The organism is Xanthomonas sp. 3075 (assembly GCF_014197275.1).
Classification (GTDB): Bacteria; Pseudomonadota; Gammaproteobacteria; order Xanthomonadales; family Xanthomonadaceae; genus Xanthomonas; species Xanthomonas campestris_B.
In genome coordinates, this window is the sequence record NZ_JACIFI010000009.1 from 84,312 (window position 1) to 106,839 (window position 22,528).

The 22,528-nt window shown below is 64.9% G+C and carries 21 protein-coding genes and 2 tRNA genes; 7 read left to right on the forward strand and 16 right to left on the reverse strand.

All coding sequences use genetic code 11. From position 1 onward, the window contains the following. Window positions 1-79: 79 nt before the first annotated feature. The 3 genes from GGR62_RS10365 to GGR62_RS10375 are packed head-to-tail and all read left to right on the forward strand — an operon-like array spanning window position 80 to window position 4,996. Entirely contained in the window at window positions 80-706 is a 627-nt protein-coding gene (locus tag GGR62_RS10365) for a DUF4126 domain-containing protein (RefSeq protein ID WP_184407825.1), read from the forward strand. Window positions 707-745: 39 nt separating this feature from the next. Beyond that, window positions 746-2,689, forward strand: coding sequence for an EAL domain-containing response regulator (locus tag GGR62_RS10370; protein ID WP_184407826.1), 1,944 nt, complete (start codon window positions 746-748; stop codon window positions 2,687-2,689). 39 nt (window positions 2,690-2,728) lie between these two features. Next, window positions 2,729-4,996, forward strand: a complete 2,268-nt coding sequence (locus tag GGR62_RS10375) for an ATP-binding protein (RefSeq protein WP_184407913.1) — start codon at window positions 2,729-2,731, stop codon at window positions 4,994-4,996. A gap of 331 nt (window positions 4,997-5,327) precedes the next feature. On the opposite strand, the gene bfr is transcribed toward GGR62_RS10375, so the two are convergent. From bfr to GGR62_RS10390, 3 genes are all read right to left on the reverse strand, one after another. After that, entirely contained in the window at window positions 5,328-5,798 is a 471-nt protein-coding gene (gene bfr / locus GGR62_RS10380; RefSeq protein ID WP_005990707.1) for a bacterioferritin, read from the reverse strand. Between the two features lie 152 nt (window positions 5,799-5,950). Beyond that, window positions 5,951-6,160, reverse strand: a complete 210-nt coding sequence (locus GGR62_RS10385) for a bacterioferritin-associated ferredoxin (protein WP_184407827.1) — start codon at window positions 6,158-6,160, stop codon at window positions 5,951-5,953. An 80-nt stretch (window positions 6,161-6,240) separates the two neighbouring features. Further along, window positions 6,241-6,858, reverse strand: coding sequence for an RNA pyrophosphohydrolase (locus GGR62_RS10390; protein WP_184407828.1), 618 nt, complete (start codon window positions 6,856-6,858; stop codon window positions 6,241-6,243). A 118-nt stretch (window positions 6,859-6,976) separates the two neighbouring features. Here GGR62_RS10390 and GGR62_RS10395 point away from each other — a divergent pair. Both GGR62_RS10395 and GGR62_RS10400 read left to right on the forward strand, forming a co-directional pair. Next, a tRNA-Met gene (locus GGR62_RS10395) sits at window positions 6,977-7,053 on the forward strand. A 52-nt stretch (window positions 7,054-7,105) separates the two neighbouring features. Continuing rightward, window positions 7,106-7,179, forward strand: a tRNA-Gln gene (locus GGR62_RS10400). Window positions 7,180-7,620: 441 nt separating this feature from the next. Here GGR62_RS10400 and rpsI read toward each other — a convergent pair. Beyond that, window positions 7,621-8,013, reverse strand: a complete 393-nt coding sequence (gene rpsI / locus GGR62_RS10405; RefSeq protein WP_005990700.1) for a 30S ribosomal protein S9 — start codon at window positions 8,011-8,013, stop codon at window positions 7,621-7,623. Window positions 8,014-8,015: 2 nt separating this feature from the next. After that, window positions 8,016-8,444, reverse strand: coding sequence for a 50S ribosomal protein L13 (rplM, locus tag GGR62_RS10410; RefSeq protein WP_003483082.1), 429 nt, complete (start codon window positions 8,442-8,444; stop codon window positions 8,016-8,018). 181 nt (window positions 8,445-8,625) lie between these two features. On the opposite strand from rplM, the gene coq7 reads away from it, so the two are divergent. Further along, entirely contained in the window at window positions 8,626-9,279 is a 654-nt protein-coding gene (gene coq7 / locus GGR62_RS10415) for a 2-polyprenyl-3-methyl-6-methoxy-1,4-benzoquinone monooxygenase (protein WP_184407829.1), read from the forward strand. A 281-nt stretch (window positions 9,280-9,560) separates the two neighbouring features. On the opposite strand, the gene GGR62_RS10420 is transcribed toward coq7, so the two are convergent. Next, window positions 9,561-9,875, reverse strand: coding sequence for a multidrug efflux SMR transporter (locus GGR62_RS10420; protein ID WP_003483069.1), 315 nt, complete (start codon window positions 9,873-9,875; stop codon window positions 9,561-9,563). Between the two features lie 161 nt (window positions 9,876-10,036). Next, on the reverse strand, window positions 10,037-10,831 hold the full coding sequence (gene speD / locus GGR62_RS10425; protein ID WP_010368069.1) for an adenosylmethionine decarboxylase: 795 nt from the start codon (window positions 10,829-10,831) through the stop codon (window positions 10,037-10,039). A 137-nt stretch (window positions 10,832-10,968) separates the two neighbouring features. On the opposite strand from speD, the gene crp reads away from it, so the two are divergent. Next, window positions 10,969-11,661, forward strand: coding sequence for a cAMP-activated global transcriptional regulator CRP (gene crp, locus GGR62_RS10430; protein ID WP_184407830.1), 693 nt, complete (start codon window positions 10,969-10,971; stop codon window positions 11,659-11,661). A gap of 272 nt (window positions 11,662-11,933) precedes the next feature. Here the strand turns inward: crp and GGR62_RS10435 are convergent, their stop codons facing one another. The 9 genes from GGR62_RS10435 to GGR62_RS10475 all read right to left on the reverse strand — a co-directional run bounded on the left by GGR62_RS10435 (window position 11,934) and on the right by GGR62_RS10475 (window position 22,488). Next, entirely contained in the window at window positions 11,934-12,650 is a 717-nt protein-coding gene (locus GGR62_RS10435; protein WP_184407831.1) for a haloacid dehalogenase-like hydrolase, read from the reverse strand. Next, complete coding sequence (trpC, locus tag GGR62_RS10440; protein WP_184407832.1) at window positions 12,643-13,440, reverse strand: indole-3-glycerol phosphate synthase TrpC; 798 nt, start codon at window positions 13,438-13,440, stop codon at window positions 12,643-12,645. The genes GGR62_RS10435 and trpC overlap by 8 nt, the downstream gene beginning before the upstream one ends. 319 nt (window positions 13,441-13,759) lie before the next feature. Further along, complete coding sequence (locus GGR62_RS10445) at window positions 13,760-14,644, reverse strand: hypothetical protein (protein WP_184407833.1); 885 nt, start codon at window positions 14,642-14,644, stop codon at window positions 13,760-13,762. A gap of 205 nt (window positions 14,645-14,849) precedes the next feature. Next, window positions 14,850-15,908, reverse strand: a complete 1,059-nt coding sequence (gene trpD / locus GGR62_RS10450; RefSeq protein ID WP_184407834.1) for an anthranilate phosphoribosyltransferase — start codon at window positions 15,906-15,908, stop codon at window positions 14,850-14,852. 111 nt (window positions 15,909-16,019) lie between these two features. Then, complete coding sequence (locus GGR62_RS10455; RefSeq protein WP_184407835.1) at window positions 16,020-16,652, reverse strand: flavin reductase family protein; 633 nt, start codon at window positions 16,650-16,652, stop codon at window positions 16,020-16,022. Window positions 16,653-16,782: 130 nt separating this feature from the next. Next, window positions 16,783-17,361: an aminodeoxychorismate/anthranilate synthase component II gene (locus GGR62_RS10460; protein WP_184407836.1), complete on the reverse strand. Its 579-nt coding sequence runs from the start codon at window positions 17,359-17,361 to the stop codon at window positions 16,783-16,785. 214 nt (window positions 17,362-17,575) lie between these two features. Then, the gene (locus GGR62_RS10465) at window positions 17,576-18,925 is read right to left on the reverse strand and encodes a chloride channel protein (RefSeq protein ID WP_184407837.1); all 1,350 of its coding nucleotides are present in this window, start codon (window positions 18,923-18,925) and stop codon (window positions 17,576-17,578) included. 134 nt (window positions 18,926-19,059) lie between these two features. Beyond that, a complete protein-coding gene (locus tag GGR62_RS10470) occupies window positions 19,060-20,538 on the reverse strand; it encodes a SulP family inorganic anion transporter (RefSeq protein WP_221229133.1) in 1,479 nt (492 codons plus the stop codon). A 681-nt stretch (window positions 20,539-21,219) separates the two neighbouring features. Continuing rightward, window positions 21,220-22,488 (reverse strand): PAS domain-containing sensor histidine kinase, encoded by a 1,269-nt coding sequence (locus GGR62_RS10475; protein ID WP_184407838.1) that lies wholly within the window; start codon window positions 22,486-22,488, stop codon window positions 21,220-21,222. Window positions 22,489-22,528: the final 40 nt, after the last annotated feature.

Genomic DNA, 22,528 nt, shown 5'->3' on the forward strand with positions numbered 1-22,528 from the left:
GAGCCTCGGCGGCCGTCGCGCTGGCGCTGGACCGACGGTTATCCGATAGTTCTGCAATTGTTTGCAGGGAAACACCGCCATGAGCGACACCCACCTGTTCGTGATCGGCATCCTGCTGGCCTGGCTGGCCGGCATCCGTGTCTACCTCACCGTGTTCGGCGTCGGCCTGGCCGGCCTGCTCGGCTGGATCGAGCTGCCGCAGGCCCTGCACCCGGCGCAGTCGTGGTGGGTGCTGGGCACCTCGGGTGCGCTGGCGGTGGCCGAATTCTTCGCCGACAAGATCCCCGGCGTGGATTCGGGCTGGGACCTGCTGCAGACGCTGGCGCGCGTGCCGGCTGGCGCATTCCTGGCGGCAGCCACGTTGTCGCCCGATGGCAATCTGGGCGCGGGCGCGCTGGCGGCAGGCGCTGGCGTGGCGCTGACCAGCCACACCCTCAAGGCCGGCACCCGCGCATTGCTCAACACCTCGCCGGAACCGGCCAGCAACTGGATCGCGTCGCTGGCAGAAGACACCCTCGCCACCACGTCGCTGGCCCTGGCACTGGCCCACCCATGGCTGGCGCTGAGCGTGGCGGTAGGTTCCAGCCTGCTGGCCACGCTGGTGGTGTGGTGGGTCTGGCGGCTGCTGTGGCGGGGTATGCACCGGCTGGCCGCGCCGCTGCGCTCGGCCACCACGCCGGCTGCACGTCGCCCCCCGCTATCGTGAAGTTCATCGCATAATCGTTCGCGACTGCAGGGAGTATCGATGGCCGCCCGAGATCCGGTTCCTTTCACCCCGCGTGACGATACCGCCACGCGTAATCGTCCGCTGCGCGCGGAAACCCCGCCGGCCGACTACTGGCAGCGCTGGGCCGACGAAACCGCAGCTGCGTCAGAAGACGCTGCGCCGGTGAGTGCGGCCATTATCCGCGCGCCGGGAAGCGCTGCTGCGCCCATGCCGCCGCAGGCCGTGGCCCACGGAAACAATGCGGGCAGCACGGCCGCATCGCCCAGGCCTGCAGCGCAATCGGAAACCCGCGACGACGGCGACCACGTGGCAGCCGATGCGCCGTATCGCGTCCTGATCGTCGAAGACGACCGCTCGCAGGCGCTGTTCGCACAGAGCGTGCTGCATGGCGCCGGCATGCATGCGCAGGTCGAAATGACCGCCGCCAGCGTGCCGCAGGCGATCCAGGACTACCACCCGGATCTGATCCTGATGGACCTGCACATGCCGGAGTTGGACGGCATCCGCCTGACCACCCTGATTCGCCAGCAGCCGGGCCAGCAGCTGCTGCCGATCGTGTTTCTCACCGGCGACCCGGATCCGGAGCGTCAGTTCGAAGTGCTCGACAGCGGCGCGGATGATTTCCTCACCAAGCCGATCCGCCCGCGCCACCTGATCGCCGCAGTGTCCAACCGTATCCGCCGCGCGCGCCAGCAGGCGCTGCAACAGGCAGGCGAACCCGTCAGCGTGCGCAGCAATCCGGAAACCGGCCTGCCCACGCGCAGCCACGTGATGGAATTGCTCGCCGACGCGCTGAAGCACACCCAATCCGGCGGCCTGTTCTTCATCGAGATCGCCAGCGCGCTCGGTCTGCGCGAACGCTATGGCTACGCCGCCTACGAGCGCCTGATGAGCCAGGCCGGGCATCGCCTGGCCAGTGCCGCGCATCCGTATCCGCTGGCCCGCTTGAACGACAACAGCTTCCTGCTGCTGGCTGTGGACATGCCCGAAACCGGGCTGGAACAGCACGCATTGGATATCCGTCAACGGCTCTCGGCCAATGCCTTCCCGGTGCGCGAAGAAGAATCGGTGCACGTGCGCTGCGCGATCGGCCTGGCACCGCTGAGCCTGGGCTTCGACGACACCGGCAGCGCGCTGGAAGCGGTCGAACGCACCGCCTTGCAGGCACGCCTGCGCAGCGACGGCGTGCAGGTGTATCTGGCGCCCAGCCAGGCCGAGCAACGCGAGCAACTGCGTCTGGTCGAAGGCCAGCTCGAATTGGCCTATCAACCGATCGTGGCCGTAGCCGGCGGCGACACCGCGCAATACCAGGTGCTACTGCGGCTGCGGCAGAGCGATGGCACGCTGCTGTCGGCCGGCCAGGTGATTCCCGCTGCCGAAGCGGCCGGGCGCATCGCCGATCTGGACCAACAGGTGATGGACCACGCGCTCGGCCTGCTGCATCTGTACCAGCACGCCAGCCCGCCGCTGCGGCTGTTCGTTTCGCAGTCGCCACGCACGTTGGCACGCGACGCCTTCGCTGACTGGCTGCTCCAGGCCCTGGCCGAGCGCGGTGTGGCCGGGCAATCGCTGATTGTCGATCTGCGCCTGGACGATGCCTTGATCCACGCCGTCACCGTGCAGCAGTTCTGCGCCAAGCTGATGCCGGCCGGCGTGCAGTTCTGCCTCAGCCAGTTCGAGCCCGGCGACGAAGCCAACGCGCTGCTGAGCCAATTGCCGCTCAGCTTCGTGCGCATGGCCAACCGCTTCGCCGATGCGCATGGCAATGCCGACATCCGCGACCAGTTGCGCAGCGCGATCAACGTCGCCCACCAGCGCGGCCTGTTGATCATCGGCCAACGCATCGAAGACCCGCAGGCTGCCGCGGCGATGTGGATGAGCGGGGTGGATTTCATCCAGGGCAATCTGGTGCAGACCGTCGGCAAGGAACTGGACTTCGACTTCACGAACGCGGTGCTCTGAGTGACGGCGCGGGCAGGAGGCCTTCGCGCCTGGAGCACACTGGCTCCCCTGGCGGCCATGGCCGCAACGCTGGCCGCAGGCCTGCAGTGGTGGAGCGCAATTCCCGGCCCCTGGCTCGTCGTTGCCGCCAGCGCGGCGGCACTCGCGGGGGTGTTCGGCGTGTGTGCCGCCATCGCCAGCGACCGCGATGCGCGTGCGCAACTGGCCCTGTCGCAGCGCCTGGACGACGCCGAAGCCACCCACGCGCGGCTGCAGCAGGAATTGCAACGCCATGGCGAACTCGAACAGCAGCTGCTGCGCGCCAAACAGGCCGCCGAAGCCGCCACCCTGGCCAAGGGCGAATTCCTCGCCACCATGAGCCACGAAATCCGCACTCCGCTCAACGGCATCATTCCGATGCTGGAGCTGATCTCCAGCGGTCAACTCAGCCTGGATCAGCGCGACATGCTGCAGACCGCAACCAGTAGCTCACTGCAACTGCTGCGTATCGTCGACGACATCCTCGATTACTCCAAGCTCGAAGCCAACAAGCTGGAACTGGAGACCACCACCTTCAACCTGCGCGAACTGCTCGACGGCGTCGTGCAGCTGTTGCAGCGCACCGCCGAAGGTCGCCAACTGCGGCTGAGCCTGGACATCGAGCCGTCGGTGCGCCTGCTGGTGCGCGGCGACCCGGTCCGCCTGCGGCAGGTGCTTGGCAACCTGATCGGCAACGCGATCAAGTTCACCGAACGCGGCAGCGTGGACGTCCAGCTGCGGCGCCTGGGCGAAACACGCGCCCAGCATCTGTTGCGCTTCCAGGTGCGCGATACCGGCATCGGCATCGCGCCGGAGCAGCAGGTGCGTCTGTTCCGTTCCTTCGCCCAGGCCGATGCCTCCACCACGCGCCTGTACGGTGGCACCGGGCTGGGACTGGCAATCTGCAAGCGCATCATCGACCTGATGGGCGGACGCATCGGAGTGGAGTCCGAACCCGGACGCGGTGCCACGTTCTGGTTCGAAATTCCGTTGCTCAAGGTGATCGGCGACCTGCAGCAGAACACCGGTGGCGATGCCGAACGGGTGATGGTGATCAGTTCCGATGCACGCCTGTCGCAACGCCTCAAACATCTGCTCGACAGCTGGGGCCTGTCGCACGTGCTGATGGAAACCACCCAGGAGGCGCTGGAACGCCTGCGCCGCCACAGCGACACCGAGGGCTTTGGCTGCGTCATCGCCGACTACGACACCCTGCGCTACAGCGCGCGCGCCGTGCATCGCGCACTGGCGCGCCCGGAGGATCTCGTCAGCGCGCGGCTGATCTGGCTCTACGGCGAAGAGCCGGTGCCGTCCGAGTTGCAGGACAACGCCAGCATGGCGCCGCGCCAGAGCCCGGACGATACCCTGCGCACGCTGGTGCTGCCGCCCGATCCCAAGCCCGCCGTGGCGCCCATGCTGGCCTCGGCGATGATTCCCGAGCCGCCGCCCGCACCACCGACCAATTCCCGCGAGGCGCGCATCCTGCTGGTCGAGGACAACCCGGTGAATCTGCTGGTCGCGCAGAAGCTGCTGGCCGTGCTGGGCTTCGAGGCCGACACCGCCACCGACGGCGAAGCCGCGCTGAGCAGCATGGAATCCACCCGCTACGACATGGTGTTCATGGATTGCCAGATGCCGGTGCTCGACGGCTATGCCGCCACCCGCCGCTGGCGTGCGATGGAAACCGAAAGCGGCGGCCGCCCGATCCCGATCGTGGCGATGACCGCCAACGCCATGGCCGGCGACCGCGAACGCTGCCTGGCTGCCGGCATGGACGATTACCTGTCCAAACCGGTCGCACGCGAACAACTCGACGCCTGCCTGCAGCGCTGGCTGCCGCGCCAGCCGCAATCGCCCGGACCGACCAGCGCCGCGCCGCTTGCACCCGAGAACGCCAGCAGCACGGTCCAGCAGGCACGCGCACTGCCGATCCTGGACAACAGCGTCATCGACGAGCTCTACGACGTGGCGGGCACCGACACCATCACCATCCTGCAACTGTTCCTGGAGGATGCCCCGGGCATCATCGAACAGCTGGAAACTGCGGCCACCAACCGCGACAGCATGCAGCTGCGCGATCTGGCGCACACGCTCAAGTCCTCCAGTGCCAACGTCGGCGCCCAGGCGCTTTCCAACGCAGCGCGACGGATCGAACTGGCCGCACGCACCGGCACCATCGAACGCCCCTCGGTGATGGTGGCGCTGGTCATCGCCGAATACGCCCGCGCCCGCCTGGCCTTGCTGGGCCAGGTCGCCCGCCTGCGCGCCGCCAGCCGCGCGGCCGGCTGAGCCGTCACCCCGGAAGAAATTGATGAACTGAGCGCATCGCGCCCTGACCCGGCGCCGAAGCGCTGCCTGTGTCTCTCTCGCCAAGTTCAACGAATGACGCAAGGCGTCGCGTGCCTCACACACGTTCTGCCTGCACAGCGCGCATTCGGCCTACAACAGATGATCGGGCGGCACGAACATGCCCCTCTTGCTGCAGGAGAGGGATTGCGGACAGGGGACGAGCGACGCGGCGCGTACCCGACACACGCACCCAATCAAAACCTCGGCGCGCGTGTCATCAACGCCGAGCAGAGCCACGCCATCTGCGGGCCCTCTCTGGCATCAGCCGCGCTCAATCATCCAGCTTGGTCAGCAGATAATTGGGCTCGCCAATGCGCGCCACCAGATCCAGCTGGGTTTCCAGCCAGTCGATGTGCTCTTCTTCCGACTCCAGGATGTCCACCAGCAGCTGGCGGCTCACGTAGTCGTTGACGGTTTCCGCATACGCCACCGCTTCGCGCAACACCGCGACCGCCTCGCGCTCCAGCGCCAGATCGCAGCGAAACATTTCGGTGGGGTTCTCGCCGATGCGCAGCTTGCCCAGCGCCTGGAAATTGGGAAGCCCTTCGAGAAACAGGATGCGGTCGGACAGCTTGTCCGCATGCTTCATCTCGTCGATGGATTCCTTGTACTCATGCTCGGCCAGTTCCTTCAGGCCCCAGTTCTTCAGCATCTTGGCATGCAGGAAATACTGGTTGATCGCAGTGAGTTCGTTGTAGAGCACCTTGTTGAGGTACTCGATGACCTTGGTATCGCCCTTCATGCGATGTCTCCGAGACAGTGAGCCGGCCGCACTTTAACGCGTTGGCGCGGCGCATGAAGGAACGCGAATCGTGATCAGTTGCGGGACGCGTAGTCGGCCGCTGCATGAGCGCGCCGGGCATCGCCCAGAGCGCAGGACAGGCCACTCGGACCTCAGGCAGCGCTGGCGAACCCCAGCAGAGGCAACGGTAGCGCGCGCGTGGCGTGCGCCTGGCTCAGCAGGTCGGCGGCCATCTCAAGACATGAACCACAATTGGACCCGCAGCCGGTGCGCATGGTGAGCTCGGCCAGGCTGGCGCAGCCGTTTTCGGCCGCTTCGCGGATCTGGTGGTCGGTGACCCCATTACAGATGCAGACGTACACGGTATCGGTCGGGCGCTGGCGATCCGGAGAGGACCGGTGCTGATTCCACCGCAAACGAGAATAGGTGTCAATTCCAAACGTTAATCATTATTAATCCAGGTGGCGCGCGGCCCGCTGCGCTTGCGTGGCCGCTTGCGCGGACTGTCGTGCCCGGCCGCGCTACTGCCCGGCAACCAGGCCTCCAGCGCACGCTCCGGCATCACCCCGACAGCGGCAGGCCCGGCCAGATTCTGCGCCAACGGCGCCAGATGGCGCAGTGCACGCGCGTAGACGCCGCGCTTGAACATCACCACATGTTCGACCGGATACCAGAAATCCACCCAGCGCCAATGGTCGAACTCCGGCGTGTCGGTCTGGTCGAGCTTGAGATGGGATTCGTCGCCGGTGAACTGCAGCAGGAACCACACCTGCTTCTGGCCGATGCAGACCTGGCGTTCGTTGCGGCGCACCGCCCGGCTGGGCAGCCGATAGCGCAACCATCCAGGCGTGGCGCCGAGCAATTGAACATGCTCGGGCAACAACCCAGTTTCTTCGCGCAACTCGCGGTACATGGCTTCAACGGGGGTCTCGTCGGTGTTCATGCCGCCTTGCGGGAACTGCCAGCCGTCCCTGCGCACACGTCGTGCCCAGAACACCTGACCGTCCTGCCGCATCAGCACGATGCCAACGTTTGGCCGGAAGCCGTCCGGATCGATCACGATGCGGACTCCTGAAAATCTACTGTCACCGACTCTGCCACGGCGACGCCCGGGTCACAAGCTGAAAACGAAATACTTGACAACACCTTGGCGCATCGTGAGAATTGCCGGCTCCCTAGGCTATGTAGCTCAGCCGGTTAGAGCACAGCACTCATAATGCTGGGGTCGGTGGTTCGAGTCCACCCATAGCCACCAAGGTATTCACGCCCTCACCGGCATGCGATAATCTTGGATCAATCCGTTTTATTGCCCCGTCGCCAAGCGGTAAGGCACCTGACTCTGACTCAGGCATCGGTGGTTCGAATCCATCCGGGGCAGCCAAACACGAAAGGTCCGATCTCACGATCGGGCCTTTTTTGTTGCCCGACCGTTTGCCAGCCGCCCCCAGCCAAGAAGGATGGAGGCAAACATCCCCGCCCAAGGCCAACCGGGAATCGCTGCTGACACTGCCCACCACTCAACGCGTGAACCCACGAACGCGGCTGCAGCAAGATGCCCCCGGATGCATAACGCACCTACGGGCGCCATCCGTCGCCAATGACCTCAGTGATTGGACAGCTGCACAAGCCAAGCATCGCCATCGCACGCGGTCGACGAGATACCCATCTGCCGCCTGCAACGCTGCCAAGCCCGGCGAAAACCCCGCCTCCGAACCAGCATCGCAGGCAACACATTTGCAGATCCCAAAACGACAAAAGCCCGGCATGACCGGGCTTTTGTCGCAGGCGCCCCGGCGAACCGGGACGCAACAAACGCTATGGATCAGCGCTTGGAGAACTGGGTCGCGCGACGGGCCTTGTGCAGACCGACCTTCTTACGCTCGACTTCGCGGGCGTCGCGGGTCATGAAGCCAGCCTTGCGCAGCTCGGACTTCAGGGTTTCGTCGTACTCGACCAGCGCGCGGGCGATGCCCAGGCGGATCGCACCGGCCTGGCCGGTGGTGCCGCCGCCGGAGGCGGTGACCAGGATGTCGAAGCTCTCGGTGTTCTTGGTGAGTTCCAGCGGCTGACGCACGATCATGCGTGCCGTCTCACGGCCAAAGAACTCGTCCAGCGGACGGTCGTTGACGGTGATCTTGCCGGTACCCTTGCGCAGGAACACGCGAGCGGTGGAGGACTTGCGGCGGCCAGTGCCGTAGTTTTGCGTGATAGCCATGATTAGATATCCAGAACTTGCGGCTGCTGGGCGGCGTGCGGATGCTCGGCACCCGAATAGACCTTGAGCTTGCGGTACATGGTGCGGCCCAGGGGGCCCTTCGGCAGCATGCCCTTGACGGCGATTTCGATCACGCGCTCCGGGTGGCGCTGCAGCGCCTGCTCCAGGCTCTCGGTCTTCAAGTTACCGATGTAGCCGGTGAAGCGGTGATACTTCTTGTCTTTCAGCTTGTTACCCGTGACCACGATCTTCTCGGCATTGATCACCACGAGGTAATCGCCAGTATCGACGTGAGGGGTATAGACCGGTTTGTGCTTGCCGCGCAGACGGCGAGCCAGTTCGGTGGACAGACGGCCGAGCGTCTTGCCGGCGGCGTCAACGAGATACCAGTCGCGCTGGACGGTCTCGGACTTGGCGGTGAACGTAGTCATGAGAAAACTCTTGAGTGGTCGGGCGGATTGCAGCGGCAATGACCGCTGGAACTTTGCCACGCGTTGTGAAGGCGAAACAGAAGAGGCGGGATTGTACGGGACACCCTCCTGCGACGCAAGTTGCACCGTCAGGCTCGGATCGGCGGTTGGCAGCAGGTCGGCCGGAGGCCAGAATCGGGGCATGACCCATACCACCCCTTCCCGACTGCACAGCCCGCTCGACCGGCTGCTGGTCGAAGCCCAGCGCGCGCTGGACACGGTATTCGGCAATCCGCCGGCAGAACGGCCCAATCCAGCCGCCGACACTCCCGACGTGGCGCTGGACCCGGAGCAACGCCGCCATGCCGCCGGCTTGATGCGCATCAACCATGTCGGCGAAGTCTGTGCGCAAGGCCTGTATTTCGGCCAGGCCGCCGTCGCCCGCGACGCGCAGACCCAGCATCACCTGCTGGAAGCCGCGCAGGAAGAAACCGACCACCTGGCCTGGTGCGCGGATCGCCTGCACGAACTGGACAGCCGCCCCAGCCTGCTCAACCCGGTCTGGTATGCCGGCAGTTACGCACTCGGTGCCCTGGCCGGGCTGCGCGGCGACGACTGGAGCCTGGGCTTCGTGGTCGAGACCGAGCGCCAGGTCGAAGCCCATCTGGACGAGCACCTGGAGACCCTGCCGGAGATCGACCAACGCAGCCGCGCCATCCTGCGCGTGATGAAGATCGACGAAGCACGCCACGCCGACCACGCCGAACAAGCCGGCGCCCGGATCCTGCCCCCCCCCATCCCCACCGCCATGGCCCTGGCGTCCAAGCTGATGAAGACCATCGCCTACCGGCTGTAGCCGGCCGGGAATGGGGAATGGGGAATGGCGGCTGACGGCGCCCAAGCAAACCAGGCCTTGCACTCGCAACACCCAACTGGAGCAGAGCCCCCTTTGTTAAGGGGGCGCGCCGAAGGCGCGGGGATAGGGAGCTACGGAGTGGGGCCCAAGGTTTGCGCAGCAAACTTTGGGGGGGGGCAGGCCCACGCAGTGGGATTGACCACGCGTGGGGCCCAAGGTTTGCGCAGCAAACTTTGGGGGGCGGGCCCACGCAGCGGGACTGACCACGACCACGACCACAACTATCCGACCAGCTTCAATCCAATCACACCGGCAACGATCAAGCCGATGCAGGCCAGCCGCGACCACGACGCACTGTCGCCGAACAGCGCAATGCCGGCGATGGTGACGCCCAGCGCGCCGATTCCGGTCCAGATCGCGTACCCAGTGCCCACCGGGATGGTCTTCAGGGCCTGGGTCAGAAACCACAGGCTGATGCCCGCCAGGCCGATCGTCAGCACGGTCGGCCACAGGCGGGTGAAGCCGTCGCTGTATTTCAGTCCCATGGCAAAGCCGATCTCGAACAGGCCGGCCAGTAGCAGATAGATCCAGGGCATTGCAGTACTCCTCAACAAAAAAAGGACAAAAAAAAAGCGACCCAGTGTTTGCACACTGGGCCGCCGTCGGCTGTGGAACGCGAGGTCATCGCGTGGCGGGCCGTCCCGCCTTGATTCTTTCGCGCGCCTGCACACAGGCGCGCAACAGCTGGTCCCTGCGCTTATTCGCTCAGGTTGCGCCCGTGAAACAGCTCTTCGATCTCGCGCTTGAGCAACGTTTCGATCTTCATGCGCTCCTTGAACGAAAGGTTCTTGGCGCGCTCTTCGAACAGGTACTGATCCAGGTCGAAGTCCTTCAGGTGCATCTTGGTGTGGAAGATATTTTCCTGATAGACGTTGACATCGATCATCTCGTAGCGCGACTTCACGTTCTTGGCGAGGAAGTGCTGGATCGAGTTGATCTTGTGGTCGATGTAGTGCTTCTTGCCCTTCACATCGCGGGTAAAGCCACGGACACGGTAGTCCATGATCACGATGTCTGATTCCAGAGTCTCGATCAGATAGTTCAGCGCCTTCAGCGGCGAGATCACGCCGCACGTGGCGACGTCGATGTCGGCGCGGAACGTGGCGATGCCTTCCTGCGGGTGCGTTTCCGGATATGTATGGACAGTGATATGACTCTTGTCCATATGAGCAACCACGGCATCGGAGATCAACTCCTTGCCGGCCTGCTTCTTATCGATGACGGGCTCTTCCGAAATGAGGATCGTTACCGACGCCCCCTGCGGATCGTAGTCCTGACGTGCGATATTGAGGATGTTGGCGCCAATGATCTCGGCCACATCGGTCAGGATCTGCGTCAGACGATCAGCGTCGTATTGCTCATCGATGTATTCGATGTAGCGCTGACGCTCCTCTTCGGTGCGCGCGTAACAGACGTCGTAGATGTTGAAGCTCAACGCCTTGGTGAGGTTATTGAACCCCTGTAGCCTCAGGCGAGGCAACGGCTTGACCACGTCGGTCTGTCCTTATGGAAGGCGGGAAAGGAAACAATTATGAGCCAAAGATCCCAGCAACGAAATGCCAACGTTCAGAATGGTTTACCTTGCATGACTCATGCCGTTAAGCTTCAGGAACTACACGCGGAACTACCATGAGCCCAGGAAACACGACGGTTGTGACTACGACGGTACGTAACGCTACCCCTTTGCTGGCGCTGGACGCGGGCACGATTGAACGCTTCCTGGCGCACAGCCATCGCAGACGCTATCCGACCCGGACCGATGTGTTCCGGCCAGGAGACCCGGCTGGCACCCTCTATTACGTGATCAGTGGCTCGGTGAGCATCATTGCCGAGGAAGATGACGATCGTGAGTTGGTGCTGGGCTACTTCGGTAGCGGCGAGTTCGTCGGCGAGATGGGGTTGTTCATCGAATCCGATACCCGCGAGGTGATCTTGCGCACCCGCACCCAGTGCGAGTTGGCCGAGATCAGCTACGAGCGGCTGCAGCAGCTGTTTCAGACCAGCCTGTCGCCGGACGCGCCCCGCATCCTGTATGCGATCGGCGTTCAGCTCTCCAAGCGGCTGCTCGACACCACAAGGAAAGCCAGCCGCCTGGCGTTCCTGGACGTGACCGACCGCATCGTGCGCACGCTGCACGATCTGTCCAAGGAGCCGGAAGCGATGAGCCACCCGCAGGGCACCCAGCTGCGCGTCTCGCGGCAGGAGTTGGCACGCCTGGTCGGTTGCTCGCGCGAAATGGCCGGGCGCGTGCTCAAGAAGCTGCAAGCCGACGGCCTGCTGCATGCACGCGGCAAGACAGTCGTGCTGTACGGCACCCGCTAAGCGCTAGCCGTTGCGGTTGGTGTGGCTCTCGCACCAACCGCTGCTGACGCCGCATGCAACAAGGCATGCGATCGATGCAGCCGGGGCGTGCTGGCGAGCGATTGCAAGGCGCGTGCTGCGTCTCGCCGGAGGCTTGACCGGCCGCAGCCACGACATCTGCGCACGCGGAAGCGTGAGTTCGATCAGCGCCGAATCGCGCAATCGCACTGCGATCGCACGGACAAAGCCAAAAGAAAGCGGTGCTTGCAGCGGCCGCAGCCTGGAAACAGGCGCTACAACGCCTTGCCACCCCGATCGCGACACCCCCAGTTGAGGATCGGCGTTCCGGCAGGCAGCACCTGGCGGAACAACGCTTCGCGATTGGCCTTGGGATTGACCACCACCGGCGCGCGCGCCGCCTTCAATAGCGGCAGGTCGGCGGTGCTGTCCGAATACGCGATGGCGATGTCGGCGTAGCCGCGCTCGCGCAACATGCGCATCTTCTCTTCGTTGTGGCAGTGACGGCGCGCGGTGACCGCCCCCAGGCGTGGGCCCACCAGGCTGCCGATCACCGGCACGTCCTGATGTGCCACGAAGCCGAGAATGGCGCGCGCCAGCTCCGGCGGCGCACCGGTGGCAACCACGACACGATCTCCTGCCGCGCGGTGCTCGGTGAACACCTTCAATGCGTGCGGCAACAACCGCTGCCGGATCTGCGCCTCGTGCTTGAGCACGTACGCATCGATGAAGCGGTTGAACTCGCGCGCGCGGTGCAGGCCGAAGGTGGCGATCCAGACATAGCCGGACACACCGCGACGACGGGTCGGCAGCATCGCCACCATCGGCCCGAGCAGCGGCGACGCCAGCAGCGCGACCAGCAGGCGCAACGGGTTGCGTTTGATCAACCAGGCGAACAGATGGCTACCGGAATCGCCGTCGTAAAGCGTGTGGTCGAAATCGAAGACCACCAGCGGCGCATCGTCGCGCGGTGCCGGATACGACTCAGTCATGCGCGAAGAATAGCTGACGCAGCGACTCGCCGGGTTCGGGTGCACGCATGAAGGTCTCGCCCACCAGAAACGCGTTCACACCGTGTCCGCGCATCAACTGCACATCGGCCGGGGTGACGATGCCGCTCTCGGTGACCAGCACACGGTCGCGCGGCACGGCGGCCCGCATGTCCAGTGTCGTCTGCAGCGACACTTCGAAGGTGCGCAGGTTGCGGTTGTTGATGCCGATCATCGGCACCGGCACCTGCACCGCGCGCTCGAGCTCGTCGATGTCGTGCACTTCCACCAGCACATCCAGGCCGATCTGCATGGCCAGGCCGGACAGATCGGCCAGCTGCGCGTCCTCCAGCGCCGAGACGATCAGCAGGATGCAGTCGGCGCCGAGCACGCGCGCTTCGTAGACCTGGTACGGGTCGACGGTGAAATCCTTGCGCAGCACCGGCAGCGTGCAGGCGTCGCGCGCCTGCCGCAGATACGCGTCGGACCCCTGGAAGAAATCCACGTCGGTCAGCACCGACAGGCAACTGGCGCCACCGAATTCGTAGCTGACCGCGATATCGGCCGGATGGAAATCCGGACGGATCACACCCTTGGACGGGCTGGCCTTCTTCACTTCGGCGATCACCGCCGGGTCACCGGCCGCGATGCTGGCCTGCATGGCCGCGGCAAAACCGCGGGTGAGCGGCAGATCGGCAGTGCGCGCGATCAGCTCGGCCAGCGGCACGCGGGCGCTGCGCTCGGCGACTTCGTCGGCCTTGCGGGCAAGGATGGTATTGAGGATGTCGCTCATGCGGTTTGTGTCCTGATGAGCGGACATTATCGACCAAGACGGTGACGACCGGGGTAAGGATCCAGGATCCAGCAGACGGATCCAGCGGACCAGGTAACCGCCGGTTGCCCTGGGAAAGGCAGCGCGCCATGGAGCGATACGCAGTCGTCGTTGCAGATGTGTACCAGCGCCGCCTTGCCGTGTCGCCGATGATGACGGCCAACGTGCATCGATCGCCTCGGCCGTCGATTGACTGAGCGATGCGCGCAGTCGTCGGGCAACCCATCCGTGACCGCTGCTGCGGCGTTGCGGCCAGGCGCCAAGGCCACCGCATCCGACCTCAACCGTTCGCCCGGCGTTCCTCGAAGTCCTCGCGGTCCATCACCTCGAAGTACAGGTCTTCGGACCAGTTCATCAGGCCCAACGGGTGCTTGGTGGCGCCTGTCCGGGTACTGTCGCAGTCGTCGTCGAAGCGCAAGCCGTAGAACGCATCCAGCGGCGGCGCGTGCAGTTGCGCCGCAGCGCGGCGCACGAGCTGCGCAGCGTCGTGCATGTCGGCCGGCAAGGCGGCGAACGCGGCACCGACAGCGCGGCATCTGTCGATCTCTGCCTCGACGCAGTCGCGCAGTCCCTGCTCCTCGCCCTCCGACATGAGGTCGAGCTCGACTGTTTCCAGCAGCAGGAAATCATCGCTGCGCTCTTCCAGAAAGATCAGCGATTCGTCCAGCCAGCTCGGCAGATGTTCGACCGCCGCAGGCGCCGGGCCGGGCGGTTGCGCAGCCAGTTCAGCGGAGGACGGTGCAGCCGAGAACATGCGCTTGAGCCGCCCGGTGAAAGACACAGGTGCAGGTGCGGGTGCAGGTGCGGGTGTGGGCATTGCAGGTGCAGCGGTTGCGACGAGAATTTTTACGATCTCGACAAAGCGACGGAACCGTTCCATGCCTGGGTCGAACGTGCTGCTGATTGCATAAAGGCGCGTCTTCCGGCCAGCCTGTGCATGCGCGCCATCGCTGTGTCCATCGTCATCGTCGCCCGGCGCTTCGTCATCATCGCCCAGACCGTCCGAGACCAGCGATGCGCACAGCTGGGGATCGGCCGACATCAGCAGCCGGTATACGAACGGCACGTCATACGGCCACTCCGACAGGCCGCAAATCATTTCCGGTCGATCGTCGTACGCCGTTGGCCGGTTGCTGAGGCTGTAGAGATAGGATCGGTTGGCCACGCAAACTCCTTGTCATCGCGTGCGGCAGACGCTGCGGACAGCAGCTTAGCGCTCCATCCATGCGCCGACCATCTCCGCCGAGGCGGAAGGGGTGCGCGGGCGGCTGAACGCGGGCAACGCGGCACCCGCGTTGAGCCAGCGCATCGCGCGTCGCCGCCCCCCCGACGTCCGCGCCGCGCGCGGGCGATCACACCAGATGGCCCGCTCAGACGCAGCTGCGCTCGGCGCCATCCAGACCCGCCAACTCCCGCGTACACGCGACATACGCATCCAATCTGGCGCGTGCCGAGCCGTCGGCCAGCACCGCGCGCGCGCGCGCGACGCCGTCGGCGATGCTGTCGGACACGCCGGCCACGTAAAGGGCAGCGCCGGCGTTGAGCGCAACGATGTCCAGCGCCGGGCCGGGCACGTTGTCCAGCACCTGCAGCAGCATCGCGCGCGACTCGGCGGCATCGGCCACCTTGAGGTTGCGACTGGCCGACATGGCGATGCCGAAATCTTCCGGATGCACTTCGTATTCGCGCACCTGGCCATCGCGCAATTCGCCGACCAGGGTGCCGGCACCGAGCGAGAGTTCGTCCATGCCATCGCGCCCCCACACCACCAGCGCGCGCTCGGCGCCCAGCTCGTGCAGCACGCGCGCCTGGATGCCGACCAGATCGGGGTGGAAGACGCCCATCAGGATATTGGGCGAGCCGGCCGGATTGGTCAGCGGACCGAGGATATTGAAGATGGTGCGCACGCCCATTTCGCGGCGCACCGGCGCCACCACTTTCATGGCCGGGTGATGCACCGGGGCGTACATGAAGCCGATCCCGGTCTGCGCCAGCGAGGCGGCGACCTGCGCTGGCTGCAGTTCGATCGCCGCGCCCAGCGCTTCCAGCGCGTCGGCACTGCCGGACTTGGACGAGACGCTGCGGTTGCCGTGCTTGGCGACCTTGGCGCCGCCGGCGGCGGCCACGAACATCGCGCAGGTGGAGATATTGAAGGTGTGCGAGCCATCACCGCCGGTGCCGACGATGTCCACCATGTGACGATGGTCGGTCACCTCCACGCGCCGCGAGAATTCACGCATCACCGTTGCCGCGCCGGCAATCTCGCCGATGGTTTCCTTCTTGACCCGCAGCCCGGTGAGGATGGCGGCGACCATCATGTCGGACACCTCGCCACGCATGATCTGCCGCATCAACTCCACCATTTCGTCATGGAAGATTTCGCGGTGTTCGATGGTGCGCTGCAGGGCTTCTTGCGGAGTCATGGGCATGGGGGCAACCGTGGTAATGCGAAGAAAAAAAGGGGGCTGCAATGCGGAGCGCTCAGCCTGAGCGGTGCGCGCGTGCACATCCACAGGGCAATGCGACGGCATCTACAACGCTCACTGCCCCGGACGCCGCATCTGGAAGCGCGCCTGTGCCTGCACTTCAAAATAGTCTGCCGGACCGCCTGCGCGCAGGATGGTCTGCACGGCAGACGGGTCGTAAATGCCGTCCTGCAATGCCGCGTGCGCCAGATGCACGCCCACCACTTCGCCCAGCACCAGCCAGGTTTCGATGGCCTGCCCGTCTGCGGTCTGCAGCGGCAACAGCTGGCTGAGCCGGCATTCGAAACTGACCGGGCTGGCCGCAACGCGCGGGGCATCGATCAACCGCGACGGCGCCATCTGCAAACCAGCCAGGGCGAACTCGTCGACCTCCGACGGCACCATCGCCGCACTGGCATTCATTGCCTCGGCCAACGGACGCGTTGCCAGGTTCCAGGTGAACGCGCCGGTGGCTTCGATGTTGCGCAGACTGTCCTTGCGGCCGATGCTGGCAAAGCCCACGATCGGCGGCACGTAGTTGAAGGCATTGAAGAAGCTGTAAGGCGCCAGATTGGCGATGCCGTCGGCCGAACGCGAGCCGATCCAGCCGATCGGCCGTGGGCCGACGATGGCATTGAATGGGTCGTGCGGCAGTCCGTGGCCTTGCGCCGGTTCGTAGAAATGGACGCTGTCGTTGGGCATGTTCATCGTGATCCGGGGGTTGACGCAGGCAAGGCGCAGCACAGGTAATCGCTGACGCTGCGATCGCACCCAGCCGATGCGGCGGCGACATCCAGCGACGCCGCGACACGTGCGACCAGCACGGCGTGCAGCACGCTCAACGCTCCAGGAAGTTCTTCAGCAAGGCGTGCCCGTGCTGGGTCAGGATCGACTCGGGGTGGAACTGCACGCCTTCGACCGGAAACTGACGGTGGCGCAGGCCCATGATCTCTTCCACCGAACCATCCGGGTTCTCGGTCCAGGCAGTGACTTCCAGCGCGTCCGGCAAGGTGGTCTTGTCCACCACCAGCGAGTGATAGCGGGTGGCCTCGTAACTGTCCGGCAGGCCGGCGAACACGCCCTTGCCTTGATGGCGGATCGGCGAGGTCTTGCCATGCATGATGTTGCCGGCGCGGATCACATCGCCGCCATAGACCTGACCAATGCTCTGATGGCCCAGGCACACACCGAGGATCGGCGTGGTCTGGCCCAACTGCTCGATCAGCTGCAGCGAGATACCCGCTTCGTTCGGCGTGCAGGGGCCAGGCGAGATCACGATGCGCTCGGGCTTGAGCGCGGCGATCTGGTCGACGCTCATCGCATCGTTGCGCACCACCGTGACCTCGGCGCCCAAGGCCTGCAGGTACTGCACGAGGTTGTAGGTGAAACTGTCGTAGTTATCGAGCATCAACAGCATGTTCGGCGTATCCGATGTATTCCAAAAGGGGACAACCCCAGAAACTGCAGCCATACCCGCCAATGCGCTGATACCCAAGCCGCCGGTCGGAGGAGGCAACACTGATTGCCTATCTTCGCACGTGCCTGCTGCGGCTCACCTCTGCCGCACCCGATCGGTTGGCGTCGGTGCATGCGCTGCGAAACGCGGCCTGCTGCCCGGCCCGAGGATCTGGTCAGGCGGCGGGTGGCGCGGCCGGACGCGTTTCGGCGGGCGGCGGCGCGGGCCCGGTGGTCAACTGTTCGGCCAGGCCCCGATAGATCGGCACATGACAGACCAGACCGGAGACACCGCGTGCCAGCAGTACGGTGGCCAGGATCGGCAGCAGCATGCCGCTGGTGTCGGTCAGCTCCAGCGAGATGACCGCCGAGGTCAATGGCGCCTGGGTGACGCCGGTGAGGTAGGCACACATGCCGAGCACCACGAATGCGGCCGGGTCCACGCCAGGCATCAACACCGACAGGTTGTGCCCCAGTCCTGCGCCCACCGCTAGCGCGGGCGAGAACAGGCCGCCGGGAATTCCCGCGACATAGGACGCCAGGTTGGCAAGCAGCTTCATCAAGCCGAACTCATGGCCCACGGTCGCGTGCCCCTGTACCAGGCCGCGCGCCTGCTCGTAGCCGGTTCCGAAGGCGCCAGTGCCGAACACCGCCGCAAGCGACACCACCAGCAACCCGCAGCCGGCGGCCAGTAGCACCGGATGGTCCCGGCGCAGCGCTCCCAGCCAACGCGGGCGGCCGGACACGCTGAGCAGCACCAGACGCGCGAATAACCCACCCAGCAACCCGGCGACGCTGCCGCACAACAGGATCGCCAACCAGCCCTGACCGAGCGGCAGAAACGTGGCCACCCTTCCGAAGTAGACGTAATTGCCCAGGATGCCCAACGACACCACGCCGCCCACGATCACGGCCGTCAACAGCGTGCCGGAGAAGCGATGTTCGAAGCGCCCGCTCAGCTCTTCGATCGCGAACACGATGCCGGCCAGCGGCGTGTTGAAGGCCGCTGCGATGCCGGCTGCGCCGCCGGCCAGCAGAAAGTGCGAGAGCTCGCGCGGATCGCGAAACCCCAGCCAGCGGCCGAAGGTGTACATCACGCTCGCGCCCACGTGCACGGTGGGACCCTCACGCCCGACCGAAGCGCCGCCCAGCAGCGACAACGTGGTCAGCAGCAACTTGCCGGCCGATACGCGCAGCGACAGATTCGTGCTGCGGAATGCGGCGTCGTCGGGCGTCTCCAATGCGGCGATCACCTGCGGGATACCGCTGCCGCGCGTGGGCCGCAGCACCCCGCTGGTCAACCACGCCAGCAACGCGAAGATGCCCGGGGTCAGCAACAACGCCCACCACAGCGAATGGCCGATGATGCGCTGGAACAAGGAAAACGCAGCATCGCTGGCCTTGGCGAACAGGATGGACACCAGCGCAACCGCCACCGCGCCGCCCCACAGGGTGATCCGCCGCCGCCACCGCTCCGATGCTAGCGCTGCGCGCAGCGTGCTGCGGGAGGAATGTGAACTAGACATGCCCCATTGTCCTCCAGGTCGCACGCGCCTGGAAGCGGCGCCTGCGCCGGGCTGGCCGCTGCCGTCACTGGCAGCGGCACGACGTCGCACGGTTCTGCATGGCGTCAGCGCATCGTGCGCGCTGCGCGCTACGGTCAATGACCGGCCGACAGGCGCGCTCCTTCGCGACGATGCATGCCGAGCCGATCGACCAGCGTTTCGCTGGCCGCGTTCAAGCCGATGACCTCGACCTCGGCACCATGCGCCCTCAACTTGAGCACCACCCGATCCAGCGCAGCCACCGCACTGATATCCCAGAAATGGGCGTGCGTCAGGTCGATCAGCACCTGCGTGGGCGGATTCAGAAAATCGAAACTGGTGGCGAATTGTCCAGCCGATGCGAAGAACACCTGGCCACGGACCGCATACACACGCACACCATCCTGGCGATCGACCTCCTGCACATCCAACATGCGCCCGACCTTGCGTGCGAAGAACAGCGCCGACAGCAGCACGCCGGCAAGCACGCCCCTGGCCAGATCATGCGTCCACACCGTCACCACCACGGTGCCGATCATCACCACCGACGAGCTCTTGGGATGGTGGCGTACATCGCGCAACGAGCCCCAGCTGAACGTCCCGATGCTGACCATGATCATCACCGCCACCAGCGCCGCCATCGGAATCTGGCTCACCCAGGTGGCGCCATAGACCACCATCAGCAACAACACCACCCCGGCGACCATGCACGACAACCGCCCGCGTCCGCCGGAGGTCACGTTGATCACCGATTGGCCGATCATCGCGCAGCCCGCCATGCCGCCGAAGCAGCCAGCGACGATGTTCGCCAGCCCCTGGCCGGCACACTCGCGATTACGTTGCGATGGTGTATCGGTCATGTCCTCAACGATCTGCGCGGTCATCAGCGATTCCAGCAACCCCACCACCGCCAAGGTGGTGGAGACCGGCAACAGAATCTGCAGCGTTTCCCAACTCAGCGGTACATCCGGCAGCAAGAACGTCGGCAGACTATCGGGAAGATGGCCCATATCGCCCACCGTGCGTATGTCGATGCCCCAGCACACGCAGACCACGGTGAGCACCACGATGGCCACCAATGGCGAGGGAATGGCGCTCGTCAGCCGTGGCAGCAGGTAGATGATGGCCAGGGCCGCAGCGCACACGGCGTAGACCGGCCATGGCATGCCGATCAGCTCAGGCAACTGCGCCAGAAAGATCAGGATCGCCAGCGCGTTGACGAAGCCGGTAATCACCGAACGTGAGACAAAGCGCATCAACGCACCCAGTCGCAAGGCACCAGCGATGACCTGCAGCACGCCGGCCAGGATGGTGGCTGCCAGCAGATACTGCAGACCATGGTCCTTGACCAGATCCACCATCAATAGCGCCATGGCGCCGGTCGCGGCGGAAATCATGCCGGGACGGCCACCGGCGATGGACGTCACCACGGCAATACAGAACGCCGCGTAGAGACCGACCTTGGGATCGACACCGGCGATGATCGAGAACGCGATTGCTTCGGGAATGAGCGCGAGTGCGACGACGATGCCGGCGAGCACATCGCCACGCACGTTGCCGAGCCATTGCTGGCGCAACGAATAAAACTTGGACATTGGAAACCGCTCCGCGTACCGGAAAACGCACGGCACGAGTACATGAACACGAAAAACACCTGGACCTTCGCTAAAGCAGCGAGCGCGTGATGCGTTGGGTCAGGGTGGTGTCATGGAGTCGGGGAGCCATCGGAGATCGAGCGACAATGGTAACGCGCGCTGCTGCGACCGGGCAAGGCACAACGCGGTGCACGTGCATGGCCCTGCATTGCCGGCATACAGGCCGGCATCGTTGTGACGCGCCCGCGTCTTGACGCATCTGCGAACCGCAACGCGCAGCACGGCGGTTCGCAGTGCCATAGGTTCAAGCGGTATCGCAGCGTGATATACCGGGACACGCCTCCCTGCCGATCCTGCGCGCGTCGAATTTATGCGCCTTGCACTGATCCGGCAGATTGGCCGGTATCGATTGACTGCACACCACGCCGGTTGCCGCGCTGTTTTCACCGGAGAATCCTGTGTCCTTCGAAAGTGGCATCACGCTGCATCGCTATGCGCGAACCGATGTCAACTTCCGGACCCGGCATGCTGCACGGCACTACGCACGGCAATGCATACAAGCATGCACACTTACCGGGCTGGCTTGCTGAAAAGCGATCAATAGCTGGTGCCGCAGCGTCTGCCCCGTATCGCCCAGGTACACGGCCGGCAGCGACTGCACCCACCGGCCCGCATCGAGTTTCAAAGCGCGGGAAATCCCAAGGTAAAGCAGGCGCCCTGGCCGGGCTCCGATTCCACTTCGACAAAGCCGTCGGCCTGCCGGACGGCGCCATCCACTTGTGCCAAGCCCAGCCCGGTGCCCTTGCCCTCCGGCTTGGTGGTGAAGTACGCATCGAACAGCTGGTCGCGAATGGCGGGCGCAATGCCGCTGCCGTTATCCCTGACCGCGATGGTGACGTAATGGCCACAGCGTGGATGGGTATCGCGGCCAACGTTGCGATGGGTCCGGTTTTCTACCGTGATACCGATCTTGCCGTGCTCGCCGCAGACATCGCGTGCATTGATCACAAGATTCATCAGCGCGCGTTCCAGCGTGTGCGGGTCCACCAGCACCATGCTGTTGGATGCCGTCGTCTTCCAGTGGACGGACACGGCAGTGCCGGCAGCCTGTTGCAGCAACGGCATCAGACGGGCGACCAGAACGTTGAGATCCACACGTTCGGGCGCGTAAGGATGATGGCGCGCAAAGCCCAGCAGGCGCTGCGCCATGATCGATCCCTGCTGTAACGCACCTTCCGCCATCTGCAGAATCTTTCTGTCGTCCTCGCGGATGGAGGTGCGCGACTGAACCACGTCGATGGCGGCAGCGGCGGTCTGCAGCACATTGTTCAGATCATGAACGACGCCTGCCAGCAATTGGCCGACGGCTTCCCCCTCCTGCGCGCGCTCGGCGACGGTTTCGGCCAGACGCTGCGCTGCGCGTGCGATGTCCAGCTCGATCGCAATGCGTGAGTCAGTGCCGGCAACGCCTGACTGCGCAACGCCCGCTACGTCGTACAGATCGTCTTGCGTGAGCAACGGCTCCGCACGCGGGTTCAGCGTCTGGTTGAGCGTGCGCAAGGCCTGTTGCGATTGCCGACGTTCGGTGATGTCGCGGTTGACGGCCAGCACACCTTCAACTTCACCATGCGCATCGCGTAGCGGCGTGGTCGATACCAACCACACCTGGTGTTGTCCCTCGGCATTGATGCATTCGGCTTCGAACTGTTGCGACTTGCCTTGCGCGGCCGCCGCCAGCGCCTGCTCCACCCTGGACCTGAACCGCTCCGGCCACAACGATGCCCACGGCTTGCCCACGACCGACTCGGCATTCACACCCGCCACGCGCGTCAATCCATGCGCATTGACGAATTTGACGCGTCCATCCAGCGAGATTTCCTTGATGGAATCCAGCGAGAGTTCGACGACCTGACGGTAACGATGGTCGGGAAAATCCTGCGTGCCGTTCATAGTCTGCACATCGATCACGTGCTGTTCGCACCAAAAACGT